This is a genomic window from Christiangramia aestuarii (genome assembly GCF_009735585.1).
Lineage (GTDB): Bacteria > Bacteroidota > Bacteroidia > Flavobacteriales > Flavobacteriaceae > Christiangramia > Christiangramia aestuarii.
In genome coordinates, this window is the sequence record NZ_VJVW01000002.1 from 565643 (window position 1) to 585384 (window position 19742).

The window sequence follows — 19742 nt, forward strand, 5'->3', positions numbered from 1 at the left end:
GATTCTTTATTTCGCCACGAATGCATTTATAGATTGTAAATAGCATATCTATATCTGGTCCTTAAATGATCAATTTTGGATATTTAAATCCTCACCAATAAACTTGAAATTTATCTTTGAAAATCTTCCGTGCAAAATACCCGTCTTTTCTTAAGCTTCCGTACCCGGAAAGACTTACACGCATCGGGAACGAAAAGGCGATCTACCTTACTTTTGATGATGGCCCGGTTCCGGAAGCGACGCCATGGGTGTTAGAACTGCTTAGTAAATATAACGCCAAAGCCACTTTCTTTTGCATAGGCGATAATGTGAAAAAACATCCGGATATCTTCCGAACAATTATTGAGGAAGGACATTGCGTAGGGAACCACACCTTCAATCACCTCGACGGCTGGAAAACCTCTGTATCAGATTATTTAGAAAACACCAGGCAGGCCGAGAAGATCTTAATAGAAACAGGTGAACAAACTAAAACTCATAAACCCAAAACTAAGAACTCCGAACTAAAAACCCCGAACTACCCCCTTTTTCGTCCGCCCTACGGGAAGATCAAAAATTCACAGGCAAGATCATTAAATAAGCAGGGATATAGAATTGTCATGTGGGATGTGATAAGTGGTGATTACGACCAGGAATTTTCAGCCGAGGAATGCCTTGAAAATGTAACCAGAAACGCTACAGCAGGCAGCATCATCGTTTTTCACGACAGCATTAAAGCCATGAAGAATTTGAAGATCATCTTACCGAAGATCCTGCAACACTACCATAATAAAGGATGGGAATTCAGAAGTCTTAAAGATGCTCTTTAAGCAGGCCAATAAGCGTGTTGGCATCCTGCTCTCCACTGTGCCGCCATTTCATCTCTCCAGACTTATAGATCATTAGCGTAGGAAGCCCTTTTACGCGAAGCGCTTCTGCCAGCTGTGAATTCTTATCCACATCTATCTTGATCACCTTCGCCTTGTCGCCCATCGCCGCGGCAACATCCCTAAGCACGGGGTGCATCGCTACCGAAGCGTCATTCCATTCTGTATAGAAGTCTAAAAGAACAGGAATTTTAAGGTCTACTAATTCGCCAAATTTTGACATAATTCAGGATTTATTTTTTCGCCTGCCGGCTACCGGGTAGGCCAGCTTAAATCAAATATAGGAAATTCTTCTAATTATGCGGGCTTAGAACCTTTTTTCAGTTCTATGACACTAATTTCCGGCCAGATGCCCACACGCCCGGGATAGGCCAGGAATCCGAATCCCCTGTTCACGTTGATATACCTGCCGGCTTCCTCGTAGATCCCGGCCCAGTGTTTATATCGATATTGCACGGGACTCCATTTGAACCAGCCGGGGATCTCTATCCCGAACTGCATCCCATGGGTATGCCCGCTCATGGTTAAATGATATTTCTTGGGATCGCTCTTCACCTCCTGCTCCCAGTGAGAAGGATCGTGGCTTAGCAGGATCTTGAAATCATTCTCATCTACCCCTGCTCCGGCCTTTTTAAGATCACCCGCTTTTTTGAATCCACCGGCACCCCAGTTCTCCACTCCTACCAGGGCGATACGCTCACCCTTCTTCTCGATGAACCTGTTCTCGTTCAGCATAAGATTCCAGCCCATTTCGGCGTGGGTATTTTTCAGCTTTTCCAGGTTCTCTATTTTTGCCGACTGACTTTCCCAGTTATGATAATCTCCATAATCATGGTTTCCTAATATCGAAAACACCCCGTCCCTGGCTTTTATTTCAGAAAAAAGCTCTTTCCAGCCATCCATTTCTGAAGCCTTATTGTTCACCAGGTCACCGGTAAATACCACCAGGTCGCTGTCCTGCTCCTTTAGAAGCTCCACGCCGTACCTTATCTTTTCCTTATTATCGAAACTACCACTGTGAATATCGCTGATCTGGCTTATGCGGTAGCCGTCGAAAGCTTCGGGAAGGTCCTCGAAATAAAGGGTGTACCTGAGCACCCTGAAATTATAACGCCCTTTGTACATCCCATACAGCAATCCGGCAAAAGGGATCGCAGCCAGACCCAGGGCGATCGTACTAAGGAATTTCCGGCGGGAGGGCATTTCAAAACTTTCGGAAGTACCAAAAAGCTTCTGCACCCCTGCCATAGGAACCCTTACCACATCTTCACCCAGCATGATAATGGTAAGCACCAGTTTTCCGACGAAAAAAGCAAGGAAAAGACCAATGGCATAACCACGGCCACCTCCAAAACCATCATTTGGCGCAGGCTGATTGAACTGGTAGAAAAGATTGGCGATAAGAAGGGCAGAAACCAGGAAATAGATCACTCCCACCCAGGTATTCCTGGAAAAGACCCTGAGGGCCTGATACGCATAAATATCTATGACCAGAAAGATCGCAATCAGGATGAACCAACGCATTATAGGACTTTTTTGCGAAGATATTGGGAATCTCCCTCCGGGAGTAATTTTTTAGTTCATTTTAACTAATAACAAGATAGGCAGGACAAATAATTGCCCTGCCTATCTGCAAACATCCCAAACTAAAAATTTACTGTGCGCTCCAGCCCCCGTCGAGCACGTATGCCGAGCCGGTAATGGCCGAAGAGTCTTCCTTGGCGAGAAAAAGTGCCAGTTCGGCGATCTTCTTTTCGGGAATAAATTCTTTTACGGCCTGCTTTTTAAGCATCACCTGTTTTATTACTTCCTCTTCAGAAAGTCCGTGAGCTTTCGCCTGGTCTTTGATCTGGCCTTCAACCAGCGGAGTTCTCACATATCCGGGGCAAATGGCATTGCAGGTAATATTGTCGCCGGCGCCTTCCAGTCCCAGCACCTTGGTAAGCCCTATGATGCCGTGCTTGGCCGACACATAGGCCGATTTGTATTCTGAAGCTCGTAACCCGTGTACCGAAGAAATATTGATAATACGCCCGAAACCATTGCGCTTCATAAAAGGCCAGACGGCCCGGGAAGCCACAAAGGCTGAAGTGAGATTGATCGCGATAATATCGTTCCATTTTTGCAGGGGGAAGTCCTCAACTTTTGAAACATGTTGTATTCCTGCATTATTGATAAGAATATCGATCTTCCCGAATTCTTTGACCGCTTCTGAAACCAGTTCATTTATCGCGTCCTGCTCTTTCAGGTTGGCGTTAGAGAATGCGGTTTTCACCGAATACTCCTCTCCTATTTTTTCAGCGATCTGCGGTCCATCTTTTTCCAGGCCATGAAACATGATATCATAACCCGCATCGGCAAAAGCGATGGCGATAGATTTCCCTATTCCGCTGGTACTTCCTGTGATCAGGGCTGCTTTATTCATGACTTTAAAAATTTTAAAACTGCTTTATTAAATTGTTCCGGCTGGTCCATGGTCACTCCATGCCTGGAATTTTGTATTACCACCACCTTGGCATCGGGCATTTTTTCAGCATAGGATTTCTTTAAATCCACCGGGGTATAATCCATGTCTGAAGCAACTACCAATGCGGGAACCTCGATATTTCTGATCTTCTCCCCTATTCCCCAGCCCATAAGGGTGATGAATGAATGGTAATAGGCATCCAGATCATTTTGATGGGCACGCTCGAAGAATATTTTCCGAAGATGCTTTTGCTTCTCTTCAGGAAACATTCCTTCTGAAACTTTAGCAGCCATGGCCTCCATGCCTTCAGACCTCAGCAATTGGGTACGGTCCTTAATCATCTGCTCTCCCATCTCTCCCAGGGCATTAAAATCTGGTGCTGTATTCACGATCACCAGTTTTGAAACCAGGTCTTTATACTCAGCAGCCATTTGAAAGGCCACAGCTCCTCCCATGGAAAAACCTACGACCATGCAGCTTGAAATACCAAGTGATTCCAGCAGGAGCTTCATATCTTCGGCACATTTCGGAATGCCATAAGCATCCTTTCCACTGGGCCTGGAAGAATTTCCATGCCCCCGGAGGTCTGGTGCAATGATCCTGAAATCTTCGGAAAAAGCATCTTTCTGAAAATCCCAGTCGGCCCTGGTGGAGCCAAGCCCATGAAGAAGAAGAACCACTTCTCCTTCTCCCTGGTCGAGGTACTCCAGACTAATCCCGTTGTTTAATTCTGTTTTCTGGATCATCTGTCTAACAGGATTAAATTCTTAATTCTTTCCTATTGGCAGGTGATATTTTAGCTCCACCATGAACAATCTCCCGATCTCCGGAGAAGCCACGAACTGTCTTACTTCAGAATCCAGCACGTTGGTCACCGAAGCTCCCACGGTCCAGTTCTCGTTGAAATTATATCCCAGGGTAAGGTCCAGGTTGAAGAATCCTCCTAAGGGCCCGTAGTTCCAGGTTCTGCCATTCCTGGCTCCTTCAATAACATCGTTCACGCCATCGCCATTAAGATCCTGGGTTTCTGCTGCGATATTGATCCCGGAGAAGAAATCATATTCCTGTACATATCTTCCGTAAAGCGATCCGAAGAATTTTGGCCCCGTATAGTAATAGCCGATGCCGAACTTATTTTCCGGGGTGTTCAAAGGAAGGTCTGTATCCAGAACCAATCCATCCCTGTTCCCGTCGTTGGCCGGGTCGTTCTTATCTATATCATAGCCGAAATAGGAATAGTTAAAAGAAAGCCTGTTCTGATCGTTTATAAAGTAATTGATTCCAAGATCTGCCCCGTAAGTATCCACTTTTCCAAAGTTCAGGTAGGTAAGTACGAACGAACCGTCAGACCCTGGAATAAGCTCTTCTATAGGAGTATCCCCTCTTAGAGCTACCGGAGAGGTCGCTGAAATATTGATCAACGGGCTCAGGAAGTCTTCAGACTGGTTATAATAGGCGTTGGCTTCGAAGAAGGTCTTGTCTCCAAAAAGTTTTCCTTTATACCCAATCTCCCAGGACTTGATGGTTTCAACTTTAAGTTCAGGAATCTCTGTACCATCTTCAAGCGTAAAGCCTTCCCCGTTTCCAAGGACAAGTCCGCCGAAAAGGTTACCACTAAGGTTTAGAATAGATGGAGCAGCGATACCTTTCCCGTAAGTCAACCTGAAGCTACCAAAATCGAAATTCTTTACCACGGCTGCTTTTGGAATGAAGTTTCCTCCGTAAAACTCATGATCGTCATACCTGGCCACGAAAAGAAGGTCAAGGTCTGCCTGCTCAAAAGTATATTCCAGCTGCCCGTAAACTCCCACCTGGTCTATGGTGATCTCACCATCCTGGTCTAAAAGGTAAGTCCCCTTTGAATCGGCATTGTCCTGCTGGTACTGTGCTCCTATCACGTAAGTTAGATTCCCGAAATTATTGTTATACTGGGCTTCTGCGTTCAGCCTGGTAGAGGCATCCTTAAATACGGATCCTCTTGGGAGGCTGATCCCGCCATCTGGAATTCCCTCGATAGGGAACCACTGTTCGGTAAAGGATCTTTCCAGGGCCTCTGCTTCAGTAAATCCGTTATTGATAAAAGAAACGTAGTTCTGTGTACGCTGGTTGATCGCGTAAGTCTCATCGGTCTTACTCCAGGTGTGGTAAAGGTTTCCGTAGAAGTGTGGAGAGACATATTTTAACTGAAGGTAATCTATAGACCAGTCCTTGATCTGGTTCCTTCCGGCATTGGTCACCCCAAGATTGGAGTTATTACTGTGACCGTAAGAAGCGATAAGGTCGTTGGTCTCGTTAAAGGTGAAATAGGTAGCCGCCCCAAACTTTGTAGTAGAGAAATCCCTGTCCAGCTCTAGTTCGTCATATGCTTCGGTACCTACATAAACAGAATCCACATATTCGAATTCCTCTCCCTGGGTTCTTTCTCCCCAAACCTTGAAAGCGAAATTATCGCTCACCTTCTGGGCATACCTACCCCTGGCTGTAAATTGTTCCTGGTTTCCGGCTCCCACCACCAGGTCCAGACCCTCTGAGGTCCTCGGATCTTTTGTTAGGGTATTCACCAGACCATTGTGGGCATTAGGCCCATAGAGAGCGGCGTTTGGCCCAAGAATGATCTCCACCCTTTCTATATCTTCTTTGGTAATGGTAGTGAAAGACCCAAGCGGCAGCCCGGTTGCGATTAGAGAAGATATCCTTCCGTCTTCTACCTGCAGGTTTTTGGAGTTAAAGGCAGAGTTGAATCCGCGTATGTTCAAACCTGTTCCCTGCACCCCGGTACGAACAAAGTCCACACCTTTCTGGCGTGCAGCCAGCTCACCCGGGTTGGGCCCGGCAAAGGATTGTATCTGTTCAGAAGAGATCACGTTCACCGTGGCCGGAGCCCTGGTGATCTTTTGCGGTCTCCTGTTCGCCGAAACTACCACTTCTTCCATCACCGATGAAGACTGGTTTAGGCTGAAGTCCATGGTCATATCTTCCCCGGCTGCTATAGTAATATCCCTGCTAATGGTCTCGTAGCCCATGAAGAAAACTTCAATGGTATAATCATCAGGTTCGAGCTCAAGTTTATAATATCCATTTTCATTGGTCGTAGCCCCGGTATTAGTTCCCCTAACTACAATATTGGTCCCCAGCAATGGTTCCCCGGTAGCGGCATCTGTAACCGTACCGCTGATACTTCCCGTCTGAGCGTACGCGAATACCCCGAACAGCAAGCTCATAATGGTGAAAAGTCTGATCTTCATAAGAGATGTTTTTAAATTATTTTAAGACGAATTTAACAAGGGAAGTCAGCAATAAGGAAGCAGGAGAAAGATAATGAAGTATGACCCTAACCTGATTTAAGCACAGGAAGCTGGTAATATTCAAAATAACCTAGTAAATAAGGGCGTTTTGCTCAAAGTGCGACTTTAGTCTGGAAAAGAAACGGGGAAGGCTAAAGGCCAGTCTATCTATGAATTCCAACAGGGCTTCTGTTCCTTCAGCATCAAGCTGGGCAAGGTCTATGCTCCCGGTTAGCTGCTCGAACAACCTGTCTTCTGAACTCTGCCCGTTCAGGTAATTGGCCAGGTGATAATACCAGTGGATCTTAGGAATAAAATTATCCCGGCACATCGCCTCGGTTTCCCTCTCCAGCAGGTTATATTTTTTTGTAAGACCAATCACCTCAGCAGGTTTTTCGGCGGTAGTTAACAACATAAGGTAATTAGAAAAGAACCGGCTCCAGCGATGTTCAAAAACATGTTTCCGGTTCTCATACAAGAAATTCCTGGCAAAGGTCTCGGCAATGGCTATACGCTTATTCCTGACCAGCGTTCTAACATAGTGAGTAGCAAACCCCAGTTTCTGGTGATGGTTAAAGGAGTTCTTGAATAGCTTATAGTTCCCGGTGAGCAGGTCCAGGGCTTCTTTGTTCTTTTCCTTTTTAAGAAGTATCGCCACCAGGTTGTTCAGGTAGAATAACTGGTCGCTGTTCTCCTGTTTTACCGAAAGGTGAGCATAATATTCTGCCTGGTCCAGGTCCTTGAGATTGGAATGCAGGATCACCCGGTTCGCGTAATAGTTGAACAATACCCTTCGCGAATACATAAGCCCGTTCTTAAAACATTCATCTATATAATCGAAAACCTGCCGGGCCTTTTCGTATTCCTTATAATTGAAATACAGGAACACCAGCCTGATAAAGGCATGATACTTATTGCGGCCATCAAGCTCGTCATCATATAGATATTCCAGCAGCCTGGATTCCCAGGGCTTGGTATTGGTATTCTGGGAGGTATACTGCCGGGTAAGGTCTTTGGTGGCATGAAAGATCTCATCCTTGACCTTTAGGGCTTTTTGATAATATTTCTGGTTCTCCTTTAAAAAAGCCTCGGTGATCTCACAATCCTGGTACCTGAACCTCACCAGAAGATAATCCTGGTATTCCCTCACCAGTTCGTAGAATTTTTGGAAATAAAAGGAAGTCTGGTCATAAATATGGATATACTCCAGCAATTCCTTTTCCTCGGAAGATGAGATGGTATCGGTAAGTATCTGTTTTTCTATATGGCTAAGATATTCCAGGTGGGCATCCACATCTGCCCTTTCCAACTTCTGGCCTATCCATTTTTTGATATAGGCATATTTGCGTTTATCGATCTCTTCGTCGAACTCTTCAGAAGTGAAAAAACGTTCGGCATTTCTGCAAACCCTTTCCAGTATCTCTGACTTTTCTCTATCCCTTATCCTGTTTTCCTTTTGAAGATAGGAGGCTTCATGAGGCAGGACCCCTTCAGCAAAATCGGTAAATATTTTAAGTTTAGACTTCATTAATTCAGAAAATCCCTAATGGCCTGGTTAACCTCTTCGGCCTTTTCAAAATTAACAAAATGACCAGCTTCGTCAACGGTTTTCACCTCTAGCTGATCGAACTTTTGCCTGGAAGTTTCAATAAGTCCGTCAATGCTCTGGGAAGGATGAAAGTATTTATTCGGAATAAGCATATCGTTATTTCCGAAGATCATCAAAACCGGGAGATCGATCTTACTAATTTCTGAGATCACCGGTTCATCCAGCATCGCATGAATGTTGTTCACCACGGTTTCGGCATAATCAGGAAAATCTTCCGCAGACTTCATGGCGATACGCTGATCAACCATCGGCTGGGCGTCTTCAGGAAAAGAATAAAAGTTCAGTTTATAGTTGGCCAGCACCTGCTCGTCACTGGCATTTATCACCATGGCGGGAGTATAGGCCGATTTCATCACGGTTGCCTCCTGTTCGGTAAATGTTTCGATACCCGCAGGTGCGATAAGAACAAGATTTTCAAAAGTTTCAGGGTATTGAATAACCGAATGCATGGCGATCTGCCCGCCCATGCTATGCCCCACCAGGCTCACTTTTTTAAGGTCCAGTTTCTGCGCCAGCTCCTTTAGCATACCGGCGTATTCTGCCAGGCTGAAATCGGTTTTTCCCCGGGAAGATTTCCCGTATCCTGGCAGGTCGATGGCGATACAGCGAAAATCATTTTCCAGCCCCTTTACATTCTTCTTCCAGGCATCGAGGTTACTGGAAAGTCCATGCACGAACAACAGGCTTTGCTCCCCGGCTCCCTGGTCTGTATAGGCGATGGTTTCAGAATTTATTTGGATACTTTTCACTGGTAGGTCGTAGGTTACTGTTTCTTTGATCTTTTGCTGGGCTGTTAGCGCGGTGATAACCAGACACAACAGGCTAGCTAATATTCCTTTTCTCATGTTGTATTTGCTTGAACAATTGTTTTAGTTTCTTTCGGTCTATTTTACCGATACCAGATTTAGGCAGGGAATCCAGGTAAATGAAGTGCCGGGGCACCTTATATGAAGCCATTAAAGACCTTAGTTGTTGGGCTAATTCTTCATCGCTCAAAGCATGTTTTATGCCAGCCATAAAGGCCACACCAACTTCTCCCCAGTTTTCGTCCTCCACGCCAACAACAGCCACTTCTTTTGCGAAGTGGTTTTTAAGTAGCAAGTTCTCAATTTCCAGCGGATAGATATTTTCACCTCCAGATATGAACAACTGGTTCTTGCGCCCCAGCATGTAAAGAAATCCCTCCTTGTCCATCTTCACAATATCTCCGGTATGGAACCATCCGTCCTTGATTTTCTCAAAGGTGTAGGCCGAATTGTTCCAGTAACCCGGGGTAACTATATGACCTCTTATACAGAGTTCTCCTTTCTCACCAATTTCAACTTCCAGACCCTCATCATCAATGATCTTATGGTCTACATAGAAATTTGGCTTCCCTATGGAACCTTTTTTCCAGAGGGCGTCATGGTGATGCAGGGAGGTGATGCAGGGGCCGGCTTCGGTAAGACCATAACCCTGTCTTAAGAGTATGCCATTTTCGGCCCACTTATCGATCAGCGAAATGGAAAGGTCCTCTCCTCCAACGACGATATATTTTAGCTTCGAAGCACTAAAATTTTTAAAAGCAGGATTTTTCACCATCATCCTGAGCATGGTGGGAATGGCCAGGAAAAGACTTATGGATTGGTCCTGAATATAATTCAGCACCTTTTTCGGCTTGAAAGATCTAATAAAATCTACCCTCGCACCACGATGCAACATGGGCAGAAGCAGTACATTCCAGCCAGAGGTATGATAAGGCGGCAGGGCATTTAACGTAAAATCTACGGAAGTGATCTCCAGCTGCACCGAGGTATTCAGGCTATTCCAGAACAGCATACGGTTGGTATAAAGCACTCCCTTAGGTTTGCCGGTAGTGCCTGAAGTATAGAAAATAAATACCGCCTGTTCCGGCTCGATCTCGGCAGGCAGGGCTCCAGAATCAAATCCGGCCGCCTGTTCGAAGATATTCTGAAATTCAACAGACCTGGTAAAGATCTCTTCTTTGACCGGCTTCAGGATATGCCCGAATTCCTTTTCAACAATAAAAAGCACGGGTTCCACATCCCTGATGCAATAAACAAGCTCAGGAACCGAAGCCCGGAAATTCAGGGGCACTAGGATTGCGCCCATACGTTGCGCCGCAATGAACAAGACAAGGTATTCTGGAGAATGGCATGCCAGCACGGCGATCCTGTCTCCTTTCTGAATGGAATATTCCTCCCGAAGACATTTTTCTACCTGGACAGAAAGCTGGTTCAGCTCTTTATAGGTATAGGTATTACCTGTATCTACAGAAGCCACCGCGGTTTTACAGGGTGTATAAACAGACCATTTTGCTATCCAGTCGAAATAATTCATGCTTTCTTTCTACTCATTAAATATAGAGAATTACCAATTATGAACGAGGCTACCACGGCAATGGCCGCAGAAACTCCCGGGTTGTTCACCGGCTCCTGCATATAGGGCGTGATCCTGCCGTAATAGATGATAAAATGCAGGGCCACCGCAGAGAAACTGGCGATAAAAACCGCGTTCTTGCTAACCTTCTTAAAATATATTCCGAAAAGCACGGGAACAAAAGCCGCCGCGAAATAGGCATAGACCCCATTCTGGGCAAAGATCGCCACACTAACATTGGGATCAATGATCTGGTCGTAGCTTAAAAAGAAACTAACCACCGCCAGCAAAATGATAACGACCTTGTTCAGGCCCACCTGGTTGAAATTTTCTTTATTCCGAAAGGGCGCAATAAGATCTGTAGTTATCGTGGTAGATAAAGACTGGATCAGGGCTTCGAGGGTAGAAAGTCCGGCCGAGATCAATCCCGCCACGATGATCACCCCGACCCCTGCGGAAAAGGTCTTTACCACATAAGCCGAAACCAGTTCATCCATTTTTAGCGTTGTACCCGCTATGCTTAAATCAGGAAAAGTGATCCTGGCATACAATCCAACGACCACCACCAGGAAGAAAACGCTCATGCAAATGATGGCTACGGTCAGGTATTCGTTGATCGCTTTTTCACTTCTAAGAAAAAGGGTTTTGGTAATGATATGGGGTTGGCAAACGATAGCGATCCCGATTATGATCTGGCATACGATGATCTCAAAATAATCGCGGAAAAGAAAACTTTCGGGATTCGTGGGTTGAGTAAGATTCGGGTCTATTTCGTTCAGTAATTCTACAATTCCGTCGAAACCATTGGAGAAATATTCTGAACCCGACCATAAAAGGATCACTGCTACCACGAACATGATAATTGCCTGCACCGTATTGGTGTAGACCATTGAGTTGGCCCCGCCAAACATGGTATAACCAAAAACAAAGGCGATAAGTCCCATAAGCACATAAAATGGCTCCAGGTTCAATGATTTCGAGATGATCTGGGTCAAGCCAACACAAATTAGAACAATGAAAGTTATTAGCAATAAAGAGAGGATCGCAAAGAAAATGGTGAGTCCTTTGGAGTCATAGCGTTTGCCAATCCATTGCGCCATGGTAAGCGCTTTTACCGTGGAACCATGTTTCTGAAATGCCTTGGTAAAGAAAATAAGGGAGGCAAAAATGGCGATGGGCATAACGATGCCGAAAGAGATAAGCCCCGAAAATCCATAAAGTGCAATAAACCCCGGATTTATTATGAATGTGGCCGCGCTGGTCATGGATGCGGCCAGGCTCAGGCCTACGGCCCAGGCAGGAAAACCGTCACTGCCAATGGCAAAATCATCGATATTTTTGGTCCTGAGATTACCTCTAATCACAAAGAAAAGAATGACCAGAGCATAGACAATTAAAAGTATCGTGACGTATAGGGACCAGGTTTCTGAGGCGAACATATTTGCTTAATTACAAAATGTGAATTTAAAATTATACCTATACGAATTAACATCATTTTATGAAATTAGAACTGCGACTTATAGATTTAAATTAAATTTTATTCAAATAGAACCTTCATATCAAATGATTAGTAAAGTGCGACCATATTGAATCCTGGTTTTAAACATGCTTTTAATAAATTTACCAGAACGGGACCTCAACCAGTAAACTCTATATGAAGAGAAGGAATTTTATCTTAAAAACAGGACTTACCGGAGCAGCGATAAGCGCGGCTCCTTCTGTCTTATCCCGATCAATCTTTAAAGAATTAAATATGACCAAAAATTATCCGGTAGCGGTAGCTACCTGGAATTTCCAGAACGCGACAAAAATGGCCGGAAGCATGCTGGAAGATGGAGCTTCAGCCCTGGATGCTGTGGAAAAAGGGGTTATGGTAGAAGAAGCAAACCTTAAGAACACCACCGTTGGTGATGGCGGCGCGCCAGACCGGGACGGGAATGTCACCCTGGATGCCTGTATCATGTCGCCAGAGGGAAATGCCGGTTCGGTGGTTTACCTCAAGGAGATCGCCCACCCGGTTTCGGTGGCACGCAAGGTAATGGAAGAAACCCCACATGTAATGCTGGCCGGTGAAGGAGCATTGCAGTTCGCCATTCAGCAGGGGTTCAAAAGAAAGAACCTGCTGACCGAGGAGTCAGAAAAAGCATGGAAAGACTGGCTGGAGCATAAAGAATACAAGCCGATCATAAATATTGAAAATCACGATACCATTGGGATGCTATGCCTGGATAAAAATGGAGATATCGCCGGGGCCTGTACCACTTCCGGTTTATCCTATAAAATGAATGGTCGCGTGGGAGATTCCCCTATCATCGGCGCAGGTTTATTCCTGGACAACGAGGTAGGCGGCGCTGTTGGAACCGGAATGGGAGAAGCCATCATGAAAAGTGTGGGTAGTTTTTTGATCGTGGAACTAATGCGACAGGGAAAATCTCCGCAGGAAGCCTGTGAAGAAGCGGTGATGCGTACCGTACGAAAATCACCAAACTACAAGGATTTCCAGGTTGCCTATGTCGCCATGAACAAAAAAGGAGAAATTGGTTCTTATTGCATACATAAAGGATTCAGTTACGCAAAGTTCTGTAATGGAGAAAGCACGAACAATCCGAGCAAATCTTACCTGGAAAATTAATTAGCTTTTTAGCTCTTTATGATTTTTGTTAATTGCTTATTGTTGATTGTTTGCAAGGAAGACTGCTAATATCTTTGTAGTTTTGGAATATTCTCAATTTTATATTTAAACGACACCAATGGCCGATCAAAAACGCCTTTTCTTACTCGACGCGTACGCTTTAATTTTTCGTGGATATTACGCATTCATCAAAAACCCTCGTATCAATTCCAAGGGTTTCAATACCTCAGCGATCATGGGGTTCACTAATTCACTTTTTGATGTGATAAGACGTGAAAAACCAGATCACCTGGCGGTTTGTTTCGATAAGGATGGCAGTAAAGAAAGAACTGAAATGTTCTCTGAATACAAGGCCAACAGGGACGAAACCCCGGAGCCTATCCGTGAGGCTATCCCGATCATACAGGATATCCTGAAAGCCATGCATATCCCGGTGGTGGAAAGTGCAGGTATGGAAGCCGATGATATTATCGGGACCCTGGCCAAGCAGGCAGAAAAGGAGAACTATAAGGTTTATATGGTCACTCCAGACAAGGATTTTGCCCAGCTGGTTTCTGAAAATATTTTTATGTACCGGCCTGCCCGTATGGGTAACGGCATCGAGATCTGGGGAATTCCTGAAGTTCAGAAGAAATTTGAAGTGGAAAGACCCGAGCAGGTGATCGATTTTCTCGGCATGATGGGAGATTCTGTAGACAATATCCCGGGGCTTCCGGGAGTGGGCGAGAAAACCGCTAAAAAGTTCATAAAGAAATACGGCAGTATGGAAGGTCTGCTGGAAAATACAGATGACCTTAAAGGAAAGATGAAAGAAAAGGTGATCGAAAATGCCGAACTGGGGCGTTTATCCAAAAAACTGGCCACCATCTTTACCGATTGCGATGTGAAATTCCATGCAGAAGACTATGAGCTTTCGATGCCAGACGGAGATAAGGTACAGGAGATCTTCGACGAGCTGGAATTCAGAAGATTAAAAGACCAGTTCATTAAACTTTTCAGCGGAGAGGAAGAAACCCAGCAAACCCAGGTCACCAATTCGCCTTCTGCCAAGAAAAATGCCCAGGCAACTGCTGGCGCAGGACAATTCTCTCTTTTTGGCGGAGACGGAGAAGAAATAGAAAGAACTTCCTCCAGGACCAATCTTTCAGATACTCCACACTTTTACCAGGCTGTGACCACAGAAATGGCGCGTAAGCTTTTTATTGAAAGACTGCTGAAACAAAAAAGCGTTTGCTTCGACACCGAAACTACAAGCCTGAACCCACTGGAAGCTGAACTTGTAGGCATCGCTTTTTCCTGGGAGGCCGGGAAAGGATTTTATATCCCCTTCCCCGAAGACAGGGAAGAGGCCCAGAAGATCATCGAAGAACTAAGAGAATTCTTCGAAAATGAAAAAATAGAAAAGATAGGCCAGAACCTTAAGTACGATATCGAGGTACTGGATAAATATAAGCTCGAGGTAAAAGGACCTCTGTTCGATACCATGATCGCGCATTACCTGATTAATCCAGATATGCGCCATAATATGGATGTGCTGGCCGAAACTTACCTTAACTATACACCTCAACCTATTTCAGAACTTATTGGCAAAAAAGGCAAGAACCAGGGTAATATGAGAGATGTGCCCCTGGACAAGCAAACCGAATATGCCGCAGAAGATGCTGATATCACCTTCCAGCTGAAGAATTTTTTTGAAAAAGAACTCGATGAGGCAGAAACCAGGAAGCTTTTCAACGAGATCGAAATTCCGCTGGTCAAGGTACTGGCCGACATGGAACTGGAAGGCATCAGGCTGGATGAAAAATACCTGAAATCATTATCGGAAGCCCTGGCTTCAGACATCAAGGACCTGGAAGCTAAGATCTATGAAGCTGCAGGTGAGGAATTCCTGATAAGCTCTCCAAAACAATTAGGAGTTATCCTGTTCGAGAAACTGGCATTGGTTAAAAAACCAAAAAAGACCAAGACCGGTCAGTATTCTACCAGTGAAGATGTATTATCTGGACTGGCAGATGAGCATGATATCGTAAGGCATGTACTGGACTTTAGAGGCCTGGTAAAACTTCAGAACACTTATGTAGATGCCCTCCCGAACCAGGTTGAAAAAACCACCGGTCGGGTGCATACAGATTATGTGCAGACCACTGCCGCAACAGGGAGGCTAAGCTCAAACAACCCGAACCTTCAGAATATCCCAATAAGAACCGAAAGAGGCAGGCAGGTTAGGAAGGCTTTCGTTCCTCGTGATGAAAATTATGTATTGCTTGCTGCCGATTATTCTCAAATTGAACTCAGGATCATCGCCGCCTTGAGCAAGGAGGAGAACATGATCAAAGCTTTCCAGAATGGAGAGGATATTCACGCTTCTACTGCCGCCAGGGTTTTTGGTGTTCCGCTGGAAGAAGTGACCCGCGAGCAACGTAGTAACGCGAAAACGGTGAATTTCGGGATCATTTATGGGGTTTCCGCTTTCGGATTAAGCAACCAGACCTCGCTTTCCCGAAGTGAAGCCAAGGAATTGATAGATACCTATTATAAGACCTACCCAAAACTGAGCAGTTATATCGCAGACCAGGTAGAATTTGCCCGGGAGCACGGTTATGTTTCCACCGTGCTGGGCAGGAGAAGGTATTTAAAGGATATCAATTCCAGGAACCAGGTGGTTCGTGGCGCTGCCGAGAGAAACGCAGTGAATGCCCCAATCCAGGGAAGTGCTGCCGACATCATCAAACTGGCCATGATCAATATCCACAGGAAGCTGGAAGAAGAAAACTATAAGACCAGGATGCTCCTGCAGGTGCATGATGAATTGGTGTTCGATGCACACAAAGATGAACTGGAGAAGGTTCAGAAAATGATAAAAAGCGAAATGGAGAATGCCTACAAACTCGAAGTTCCGTTAGACGTTGACCTTGGAACAGGTGATAACTGGCTGGAGGCACATTAATTAAAGAAATGAAAAAAGGGATCTTAATTTTACTTTTCTCTGCACTCATTTTTTCCTGTAAGAAGGAAAAGGAGATCAGTTCTTATGATCCCGTGAACTGGGAAGCCCGGGGTGTTGATAGCTCTGTGACCGACTCCCTTAAAAAGGGCAAATCCTATCTTTCGGTCTATTCTGAAATTTATAGCCAGACGGAACACCGTACCCATAACCTTACTTCCACAGTCAGCATGAGAAATATAGATATGGAGGACACCATCTATATAGATAAGGCTGAATATTTTAACACCAAAGGGGAACCCATCCGCATTTATTTTGATCATCCCATATTCATTGCTCCACTGGAAACCGTAGAGATCGTTGTTGATGAAACTGATAAAGAAGGAGGTACCGGGGCAAATTTCATCTTTGAATGGTCTATAAAACAATCTTCTACAGAACCACTTTTTGAAGGTGTAATGATCTCTACCTCTGGTCAGCAGGGTTTATCTTTTACCAGTAAAGGAGTTCGAATAGATTAATCCAATTAAGCCATACAGGATTCCAGAATACCCTCCATTTTAATAGTATCCGAAACAAAAAACCTCACAAACTAACGCCTGTGAGGTTTTCCAACTAACACTAAAACTACAATTAGAACGGGTATTCTATTTTCTGGAATACTCCAGTTCTAAAATTCTTATTGCTGAAGCCTGGGTATCACCCGGGTCGTTCACATATTGATTTGACTCTATCTTGTTCACATCAAAAGAAAACCTGTCACTTTCAAAATTGATCAGTTTCCTATGAATGTATGTTTCACCATTTATCTGCATTTCCAGGATCAAACTATCATTTCTTACTTCCCAGTTCCCGGAATCCATTCTATCTGAAAGACAGCTAAACTCATTTTGTGAAGCACCTGCTTCAAAGCTCATCTGGGCATTGTTACTAATAAACGTTCCGTCTTTCTTAAATGTTATACTCATTGTGTTAAAACAATCGGTTTCATCCAAAAGATTTTTGCTGAAGGAATTATCATCATCCAGATCTACCAGAGTATCGGCCATCATACGCGATAATTGCCAGTGGCCAATCATATCTGCATTGGTTACAGCCATTGCATCACTTACTTTTAATTGAGGATCTGCCCCTGCCTCATCTTTACTACATCCCACTAACCCCAGAAATACAATAGCGATAAGGGCCAGGCATTTCATTTTAAAAGATTTAATCATTTCCTTAAGCATTTGGTTTCGATGCAAACATAAGGCTCTTCGTAAGAATTTTATGACTTTTTTAACATTAAAATGATCGTTTACCGACTTTTAACGTTTTTAATCGGTTAGGAAATCGCTTCGGAATTATTAAAAAGGGCCTAGCTGAATTTCAGCTCCTTAATTTTCGCTGTCTTTGTAAACTGGAAAAAATATAAATCTTAGATTTCACTGAAAATCAGTCTCTTCAAAGCAAATAAAATAATCTTTTCGCTATTTGCTATTAGAATTTATAATTGTACATTTGCACCCCTGTTTTCCCGATTGAGATTCGGGTAAACGGGATTGGAATGTTTAATAATTAGTAAAATCAATTGGTGTGGACACATTAAGTTACAAAACAGTATCGGCTAACAAAGCCACCAGAACCAAAGAATGGGTTGTGGTAGATGCTGAAGGACAAAATTTAGGTCGTCTTGCTTCTAAAGTAGCATACCTACTTAGAGGAAAGCACAAGCCTAACTTCACCCCACACGTTGACTGCGGAGACAATGTAATTGTTTTAAACGCACAAGGAGTCAACTTGACCGGAAAGAAATGGGACGCTAAAGAATACTTGCGTCACACAGGTCACCCGGGTGGGCAAAAAAGTCTAACGGCTGCCGAATTATTCGAAAAAAGTCCAGAGAGACTTATCGAAAAGGCAATCAAGGGAATGCTTCCAAAGAACAAACTTGGAGCTGACCTATTCAGAAATTTAAAGGTTTATGTAGGATCTGAACACGATCACGAAGCTCAAAAACCTAAAACTATTAACTTAAACGACGTTAAGTAATGGAGGTAATTCACAAAATTGGCCGTAGAAAAACAGCTGTGGCCCGTGTATATGTTTCAGAAGGAAAAGGAAACATTACCGTAAACAAGAAAGACCTTAAAGATTACTTCACTACTGGTACCCTTTTATACAAAGTAAACCAGCCAATGATGCTTACCGAGAACGAAGGAAACTTCGACGTTAAAATTAACGTATACGGTGGTGGTATCACTGGACAGGCTGAAGCTATCCGTCTTGCCCTTTCCAGAGCTATGGTAGAGCTAGACGCTGAAAACCACGGCGCTCTTAAGCCGGAAGGTCTTCTTACTAGAGATCCACGTATGGTAGAACGTAAGAAATACGGTCAGAAGAAAGCCCGTAAGAAATTCCAGTTCTCTAAACGTTAATCTTATTACCGGATTGGTTTCCGGGAAGTTCATTAAAAAAATTAATTTTTTGTTGTTACTCTGTTCCTGCCGAACAGGGGTTAGTTTAGCATCTAAACAGCCAGGGCCGTACTTCCTTAAGTAGCCACCTGATTGTTGCTATCTCAACAGAACGTAAACTATTACAAAAATGGCAAACAAAGTAGAAGTAAAAGAATTACTTGATGCTGGTGTTCATTTTGGACACTTAACCAGACGCTGGAACCCGAACATGGCGCCATATATCTATATGGAGCGTAACGGAATCCACATCATCAACCTATATAAAAGTGCTGCTAAAATGCAGGAAGCTGGTGAAGCTCTTGCAAAGATCGCGGCAAGCGGAAGAAAGATCCTTTTCGTAGCTACAAAGAAACAAGCGAAGGAGATCGTTGCAGAGCAGGCTGAAAAGGCAAACATGCCTTATATCACCGAGCGTTGGCCTGGTGGTATGCTTACCAACTTCGTTACTATTCGTAAAGCTGTTAAGAAAATGGCTTCTATTGATAGAATGAAGAAAGACGGAACCTTTAACTCTCTTTCTAAAAAAGAGCGTCTTCAGGTAGATCGTCTTAGAGCTAAGCTGGAAAAGAACTTAGGTTCTATCGCAGACATGTCAAGACTTCCAGCTGCGCTTTTCGTTGTAGATACTACACGTGAGCACATCGCGATCAAAGAAGCACAAAAACTAAACATTCCAATTTTTGCGATGGTAGATACCAACTCCGATCCACGTGAGGTTGATTATCTAATCCCATCTAACGACGATGCTTCTAAATCTATTAGCAAAGTTGTTTCTTATGTTGCAGATTCTATCGTAGAAGGTCTTTCTGAAAGAAAGTCTAACAAAGACGCTAAGAAGAAAGAAGAGAAAGCTTCAAAAGAAGGCAAAGAAGACAAGGCTCCTAAAGTAAAAAAGGAGAAAGCTGAAGTTCCTTCAAAAGACGCCGAAGATAAAAAGGCAATGAAAGAAGCTAAGAAAGATGTAAAGCTTGAATCTAAAAGTGAAACTTTAGACAAGGCAAAATCATCTAACGAAGAAGAATAAAATAACGTTTTCATAAAATCTAAAAGTCGTTTAGTTTCTTTCTTTACAGTGAGTTTCTAAACGACTTTTTTTAAATAA

Annotated in this window: 17 protein-coding genes; 7 read left to right on the forward strand and 10 right to left on the reverse strand. The window is 44.0% G+C overall.

The annotated features are described in order from the left end of the window. The first annotated feature begins 116 nt into the window (after positions 1 to 116). Positions 117 to 809 carry a polysaccharide deacetylase family protein gene (locus FLP08_RS06485; protein WP_156275188.1) on the forward strand — a complete coding sequence of 231 codons (693 nt, stop codon included), beginning with the start codon at positions 117 to 119 and terminating at the stop codon, positions 807 to 809. Here FLP08_RS06485 and FLP08_RS06490 read toward each other — a convergent pair. The 9 genes from FLP08_RS06490 to FLP08_RS06530 all read right to left on the reverse strand — a co-directional run bounded on the left by FLP08_RS06490 (position 793) and on the right by FLP08_RS06530 (position 12044). After that, positions 793 to 1089, reverse strand: coding sequence for a thioredoxin family protein (locus FLP08_RS06490; RefSeq protein WP_156275190.1), 297 nt, complete (start codon positions 1087 to 1089; stop codon positions 793 to 795). The two genes, FLP08_RS06485 and FLP08_RS06490, sit on opposite strands and share 17 nt — an antisense overlap. 74 nt (positions 1090 to 1163) lie before the next feature. Continuing rightward, the gene (locus FLP08_RS06495; RefSeq protein WP_156275191.1) at positions 1164 to 2390 is read right to left on the reverse strand and encodes a metallophosphoesterase; all 1227 of its coding nucleotides are present in this window, start codon (positions 2388 to 2390) and stop codon (positions 1164 to 1166) included. 130 nt (positions 2391 to 2520) lie between these two features. Beyond that, positions 2521 to 3291, reverse strand: a complete 771-nt coding sequence (locus FLP08_RS06500) for a 3-hydroxybutyrate dehydrogenase (protein WP_156275192.1) — start codon at positions 3289 to 3291, stop codon at positions 2521 to 2523. Further along, positions 3288 to 4079, reverse strand: coding sequence for an alpha/beta fold hydrolase (locus tag FLP08_RS06505; protein WP_156275194.1), 792 nt, complete (start codon positions 4077 to 4079; stop codon positions 3288 to 3290). The genes FLP08_RS06500 and FLP08_RS06505 overlap by 4 nt, the downstream gene beginning before the upstream one ends. A 21-nt stretch (positions 4080 to 4100) precedes the next feature. After that, the gene (locus tag FLP08_RS06510) at positions 4101 to 6578 is read right to left on the reverse strand and encodes a TonB-dependent receptor (protein WP_156275196.1); all 2478 of its coding nucleotides are present in this window, start codon (positions 6576 to 6578) and stop codon (positions 4101 to 4103) included. A gap of 130 nt (positions 6579 to 6708) precedes the next feature. Beyond that, positions 6709 to 8145, reverse strand: a complete 1437-nt coding sequence (locus FLP08_RS06515; RefSeq protein WP_156275198.1) for a hypothetical protein — start codon at positions 8143 to 8145, stop codon at positions 6709 to 6711. Then, positions 8145 to 9071: an alpha/beta fold hydrolase gene (locus FLP08_RS06520; RefSeq protein WP_156275200.1), complete on the reverse strand. Its 927-nt coding sequence runs from the start codon at positions 9069 to 9071 to the stop codon at positions 8145 to 8147. The genes FLP08_RS06515 and FLP08_RS06520 overlap by 1 nt, the downstream gene beginning before the upstream one ends. Then, positions 9049 to 10566: a class I adenylate-forming enzyme family protein gene (locus FLP08_RS06525; protein ID WP_156275202.1), complete on the reverse strand. Its 1518-nt coding sequence runs from the start codon at positions 10564 to 10566 to the stop codon at positions 9049 to 9051. The genes FLP08_RS06520 and FLP08_RS06525 overlap by 23 nt, the downstream gene beginning before the upstream one ends. Next, positions 10563 to 12044 carry a sodium/pantothenate symporter gene (locus FLP08_RS06530; RefSeq protein WP_156275204.1) on the reverse strand — a complete coding sequence of 494 codons (1482 nt, stop codon included), beginning with the start codon at positions 12042 to 12044 and terminating at the stop codon, positions 10563 to 10565. Before FLP08_RS06530 ends, FLP08_RS06525 begins: the two co-directional genes overlap by 4 nt. 215 nt (positions 12045 to 12259) lie before the next feature. Between FLP08_RS06530 and FLP08_RS06535 the strand changes: the two genes are divergently transcribed. From FLP08_RS06535 to FLP08_RS06545, 3 genes are all read left to right on the forward strand, one after another. Further along, the gene (locus tag FLP08_RS06535) at positions 12260 to 13237 is read left to right on the forward strand and encodes a glycosylasparaginase (RefSeq protein WP_156275206.1); all 978 of its coding nucleotides are present in this window, start codon (positions 12260 to 12262) and stop codon (positions 13235 to 13237) included. Between the two features lie 118 nt (positions 13238 to 13355). After that, positions 13356 to 16184, forward strand: a complete 2829-nt coding sequence (gene polA / locus FLP08_RS06540) for a DNA polymerase I (RefSeq protein WP_156275208.1) — start codon at positions 13356 to 13358, stop codon at positions 16182 to 16184. An 8-nt stretch (positions 16185 to 16192) separates the two neighbouring features. Next, on the forward strand, positions 16193 to 16702 hold the full coding sequence (locus FLP08_RS06545) for a DUF3124 domain-containing protein (protein ID WP_156275210.1): 510 nt from the start codon (positions 16193 to 16195) through the stop codon (positions 16700 to 16702). Between the two features lie 126 nt (positions 16703 to 16828). Here the strand turns inward: FLP08_RS06545 and FLP08_RS06550 are convergent, their stop codons facing one another. Beyond that, positions 16829 to 17380 (reverse strand): lipocalin-like domain-containing protein, encoded by a 552-nt coding sequence (locus FLP08_RS06550; RefSeq protein WP_162430958.1) that lies wholly within the window; start codon positions 17378 to 17380, stop codon positions 16829 to 16831. A gap of 376 nt (positions 17381 to 17756) precedes the next feature. On the opposite strand from FLP08_RS06550, the gene rplM reads away from it, so the two are divergent. The 3 genes from rplM (at position 17757) to rpsB (ending at position 19664) form a co-directional block, all read left to right on the forward strand. Continuing rightward, the gene (rplM, locus tag FLP08_RS06555) at positions 17757 to 18212 is read left to right on the forward strand and encodes a 50S ribosomal protein L13 (RefSeq protein WP_162430960.1); all 456 of its coding nucleotides are present in this window, start codon (positions 17757 to 17759) and stop codon (positions 18210 to 18212) included. Next, on the forward strand, positions 18212 to 18598 hold the full coding sequence (gene rpsI, locus FLP08_RS06560) for a 30S ribosomal protein S9 (RefSeq protein WP_156275213.1): 387 nt from the start codon (positions 18212 to 18214) through the stop codon (positions 18596 to 18598). Before rplM ends, rpsI begins: the two co-directional genes overlap by 1 nt. Positions 18599 to 18767: 169 nt before the next feature. After that, the gene (gene rpsB / locus FLP08_RS06565) at positions 18768 to 19664 is read left to right on the forward strand and encodes a 30S ribosomal protein S2 (protein ID WP_156275215.1); all 897 of its coding nucleotides are present in this window, start codon (positions 18768 to 18770) and stop codon (positions 19662 to 19664) included. Positions 19665 to 19742: the final 78 nt, after the last annotated feature.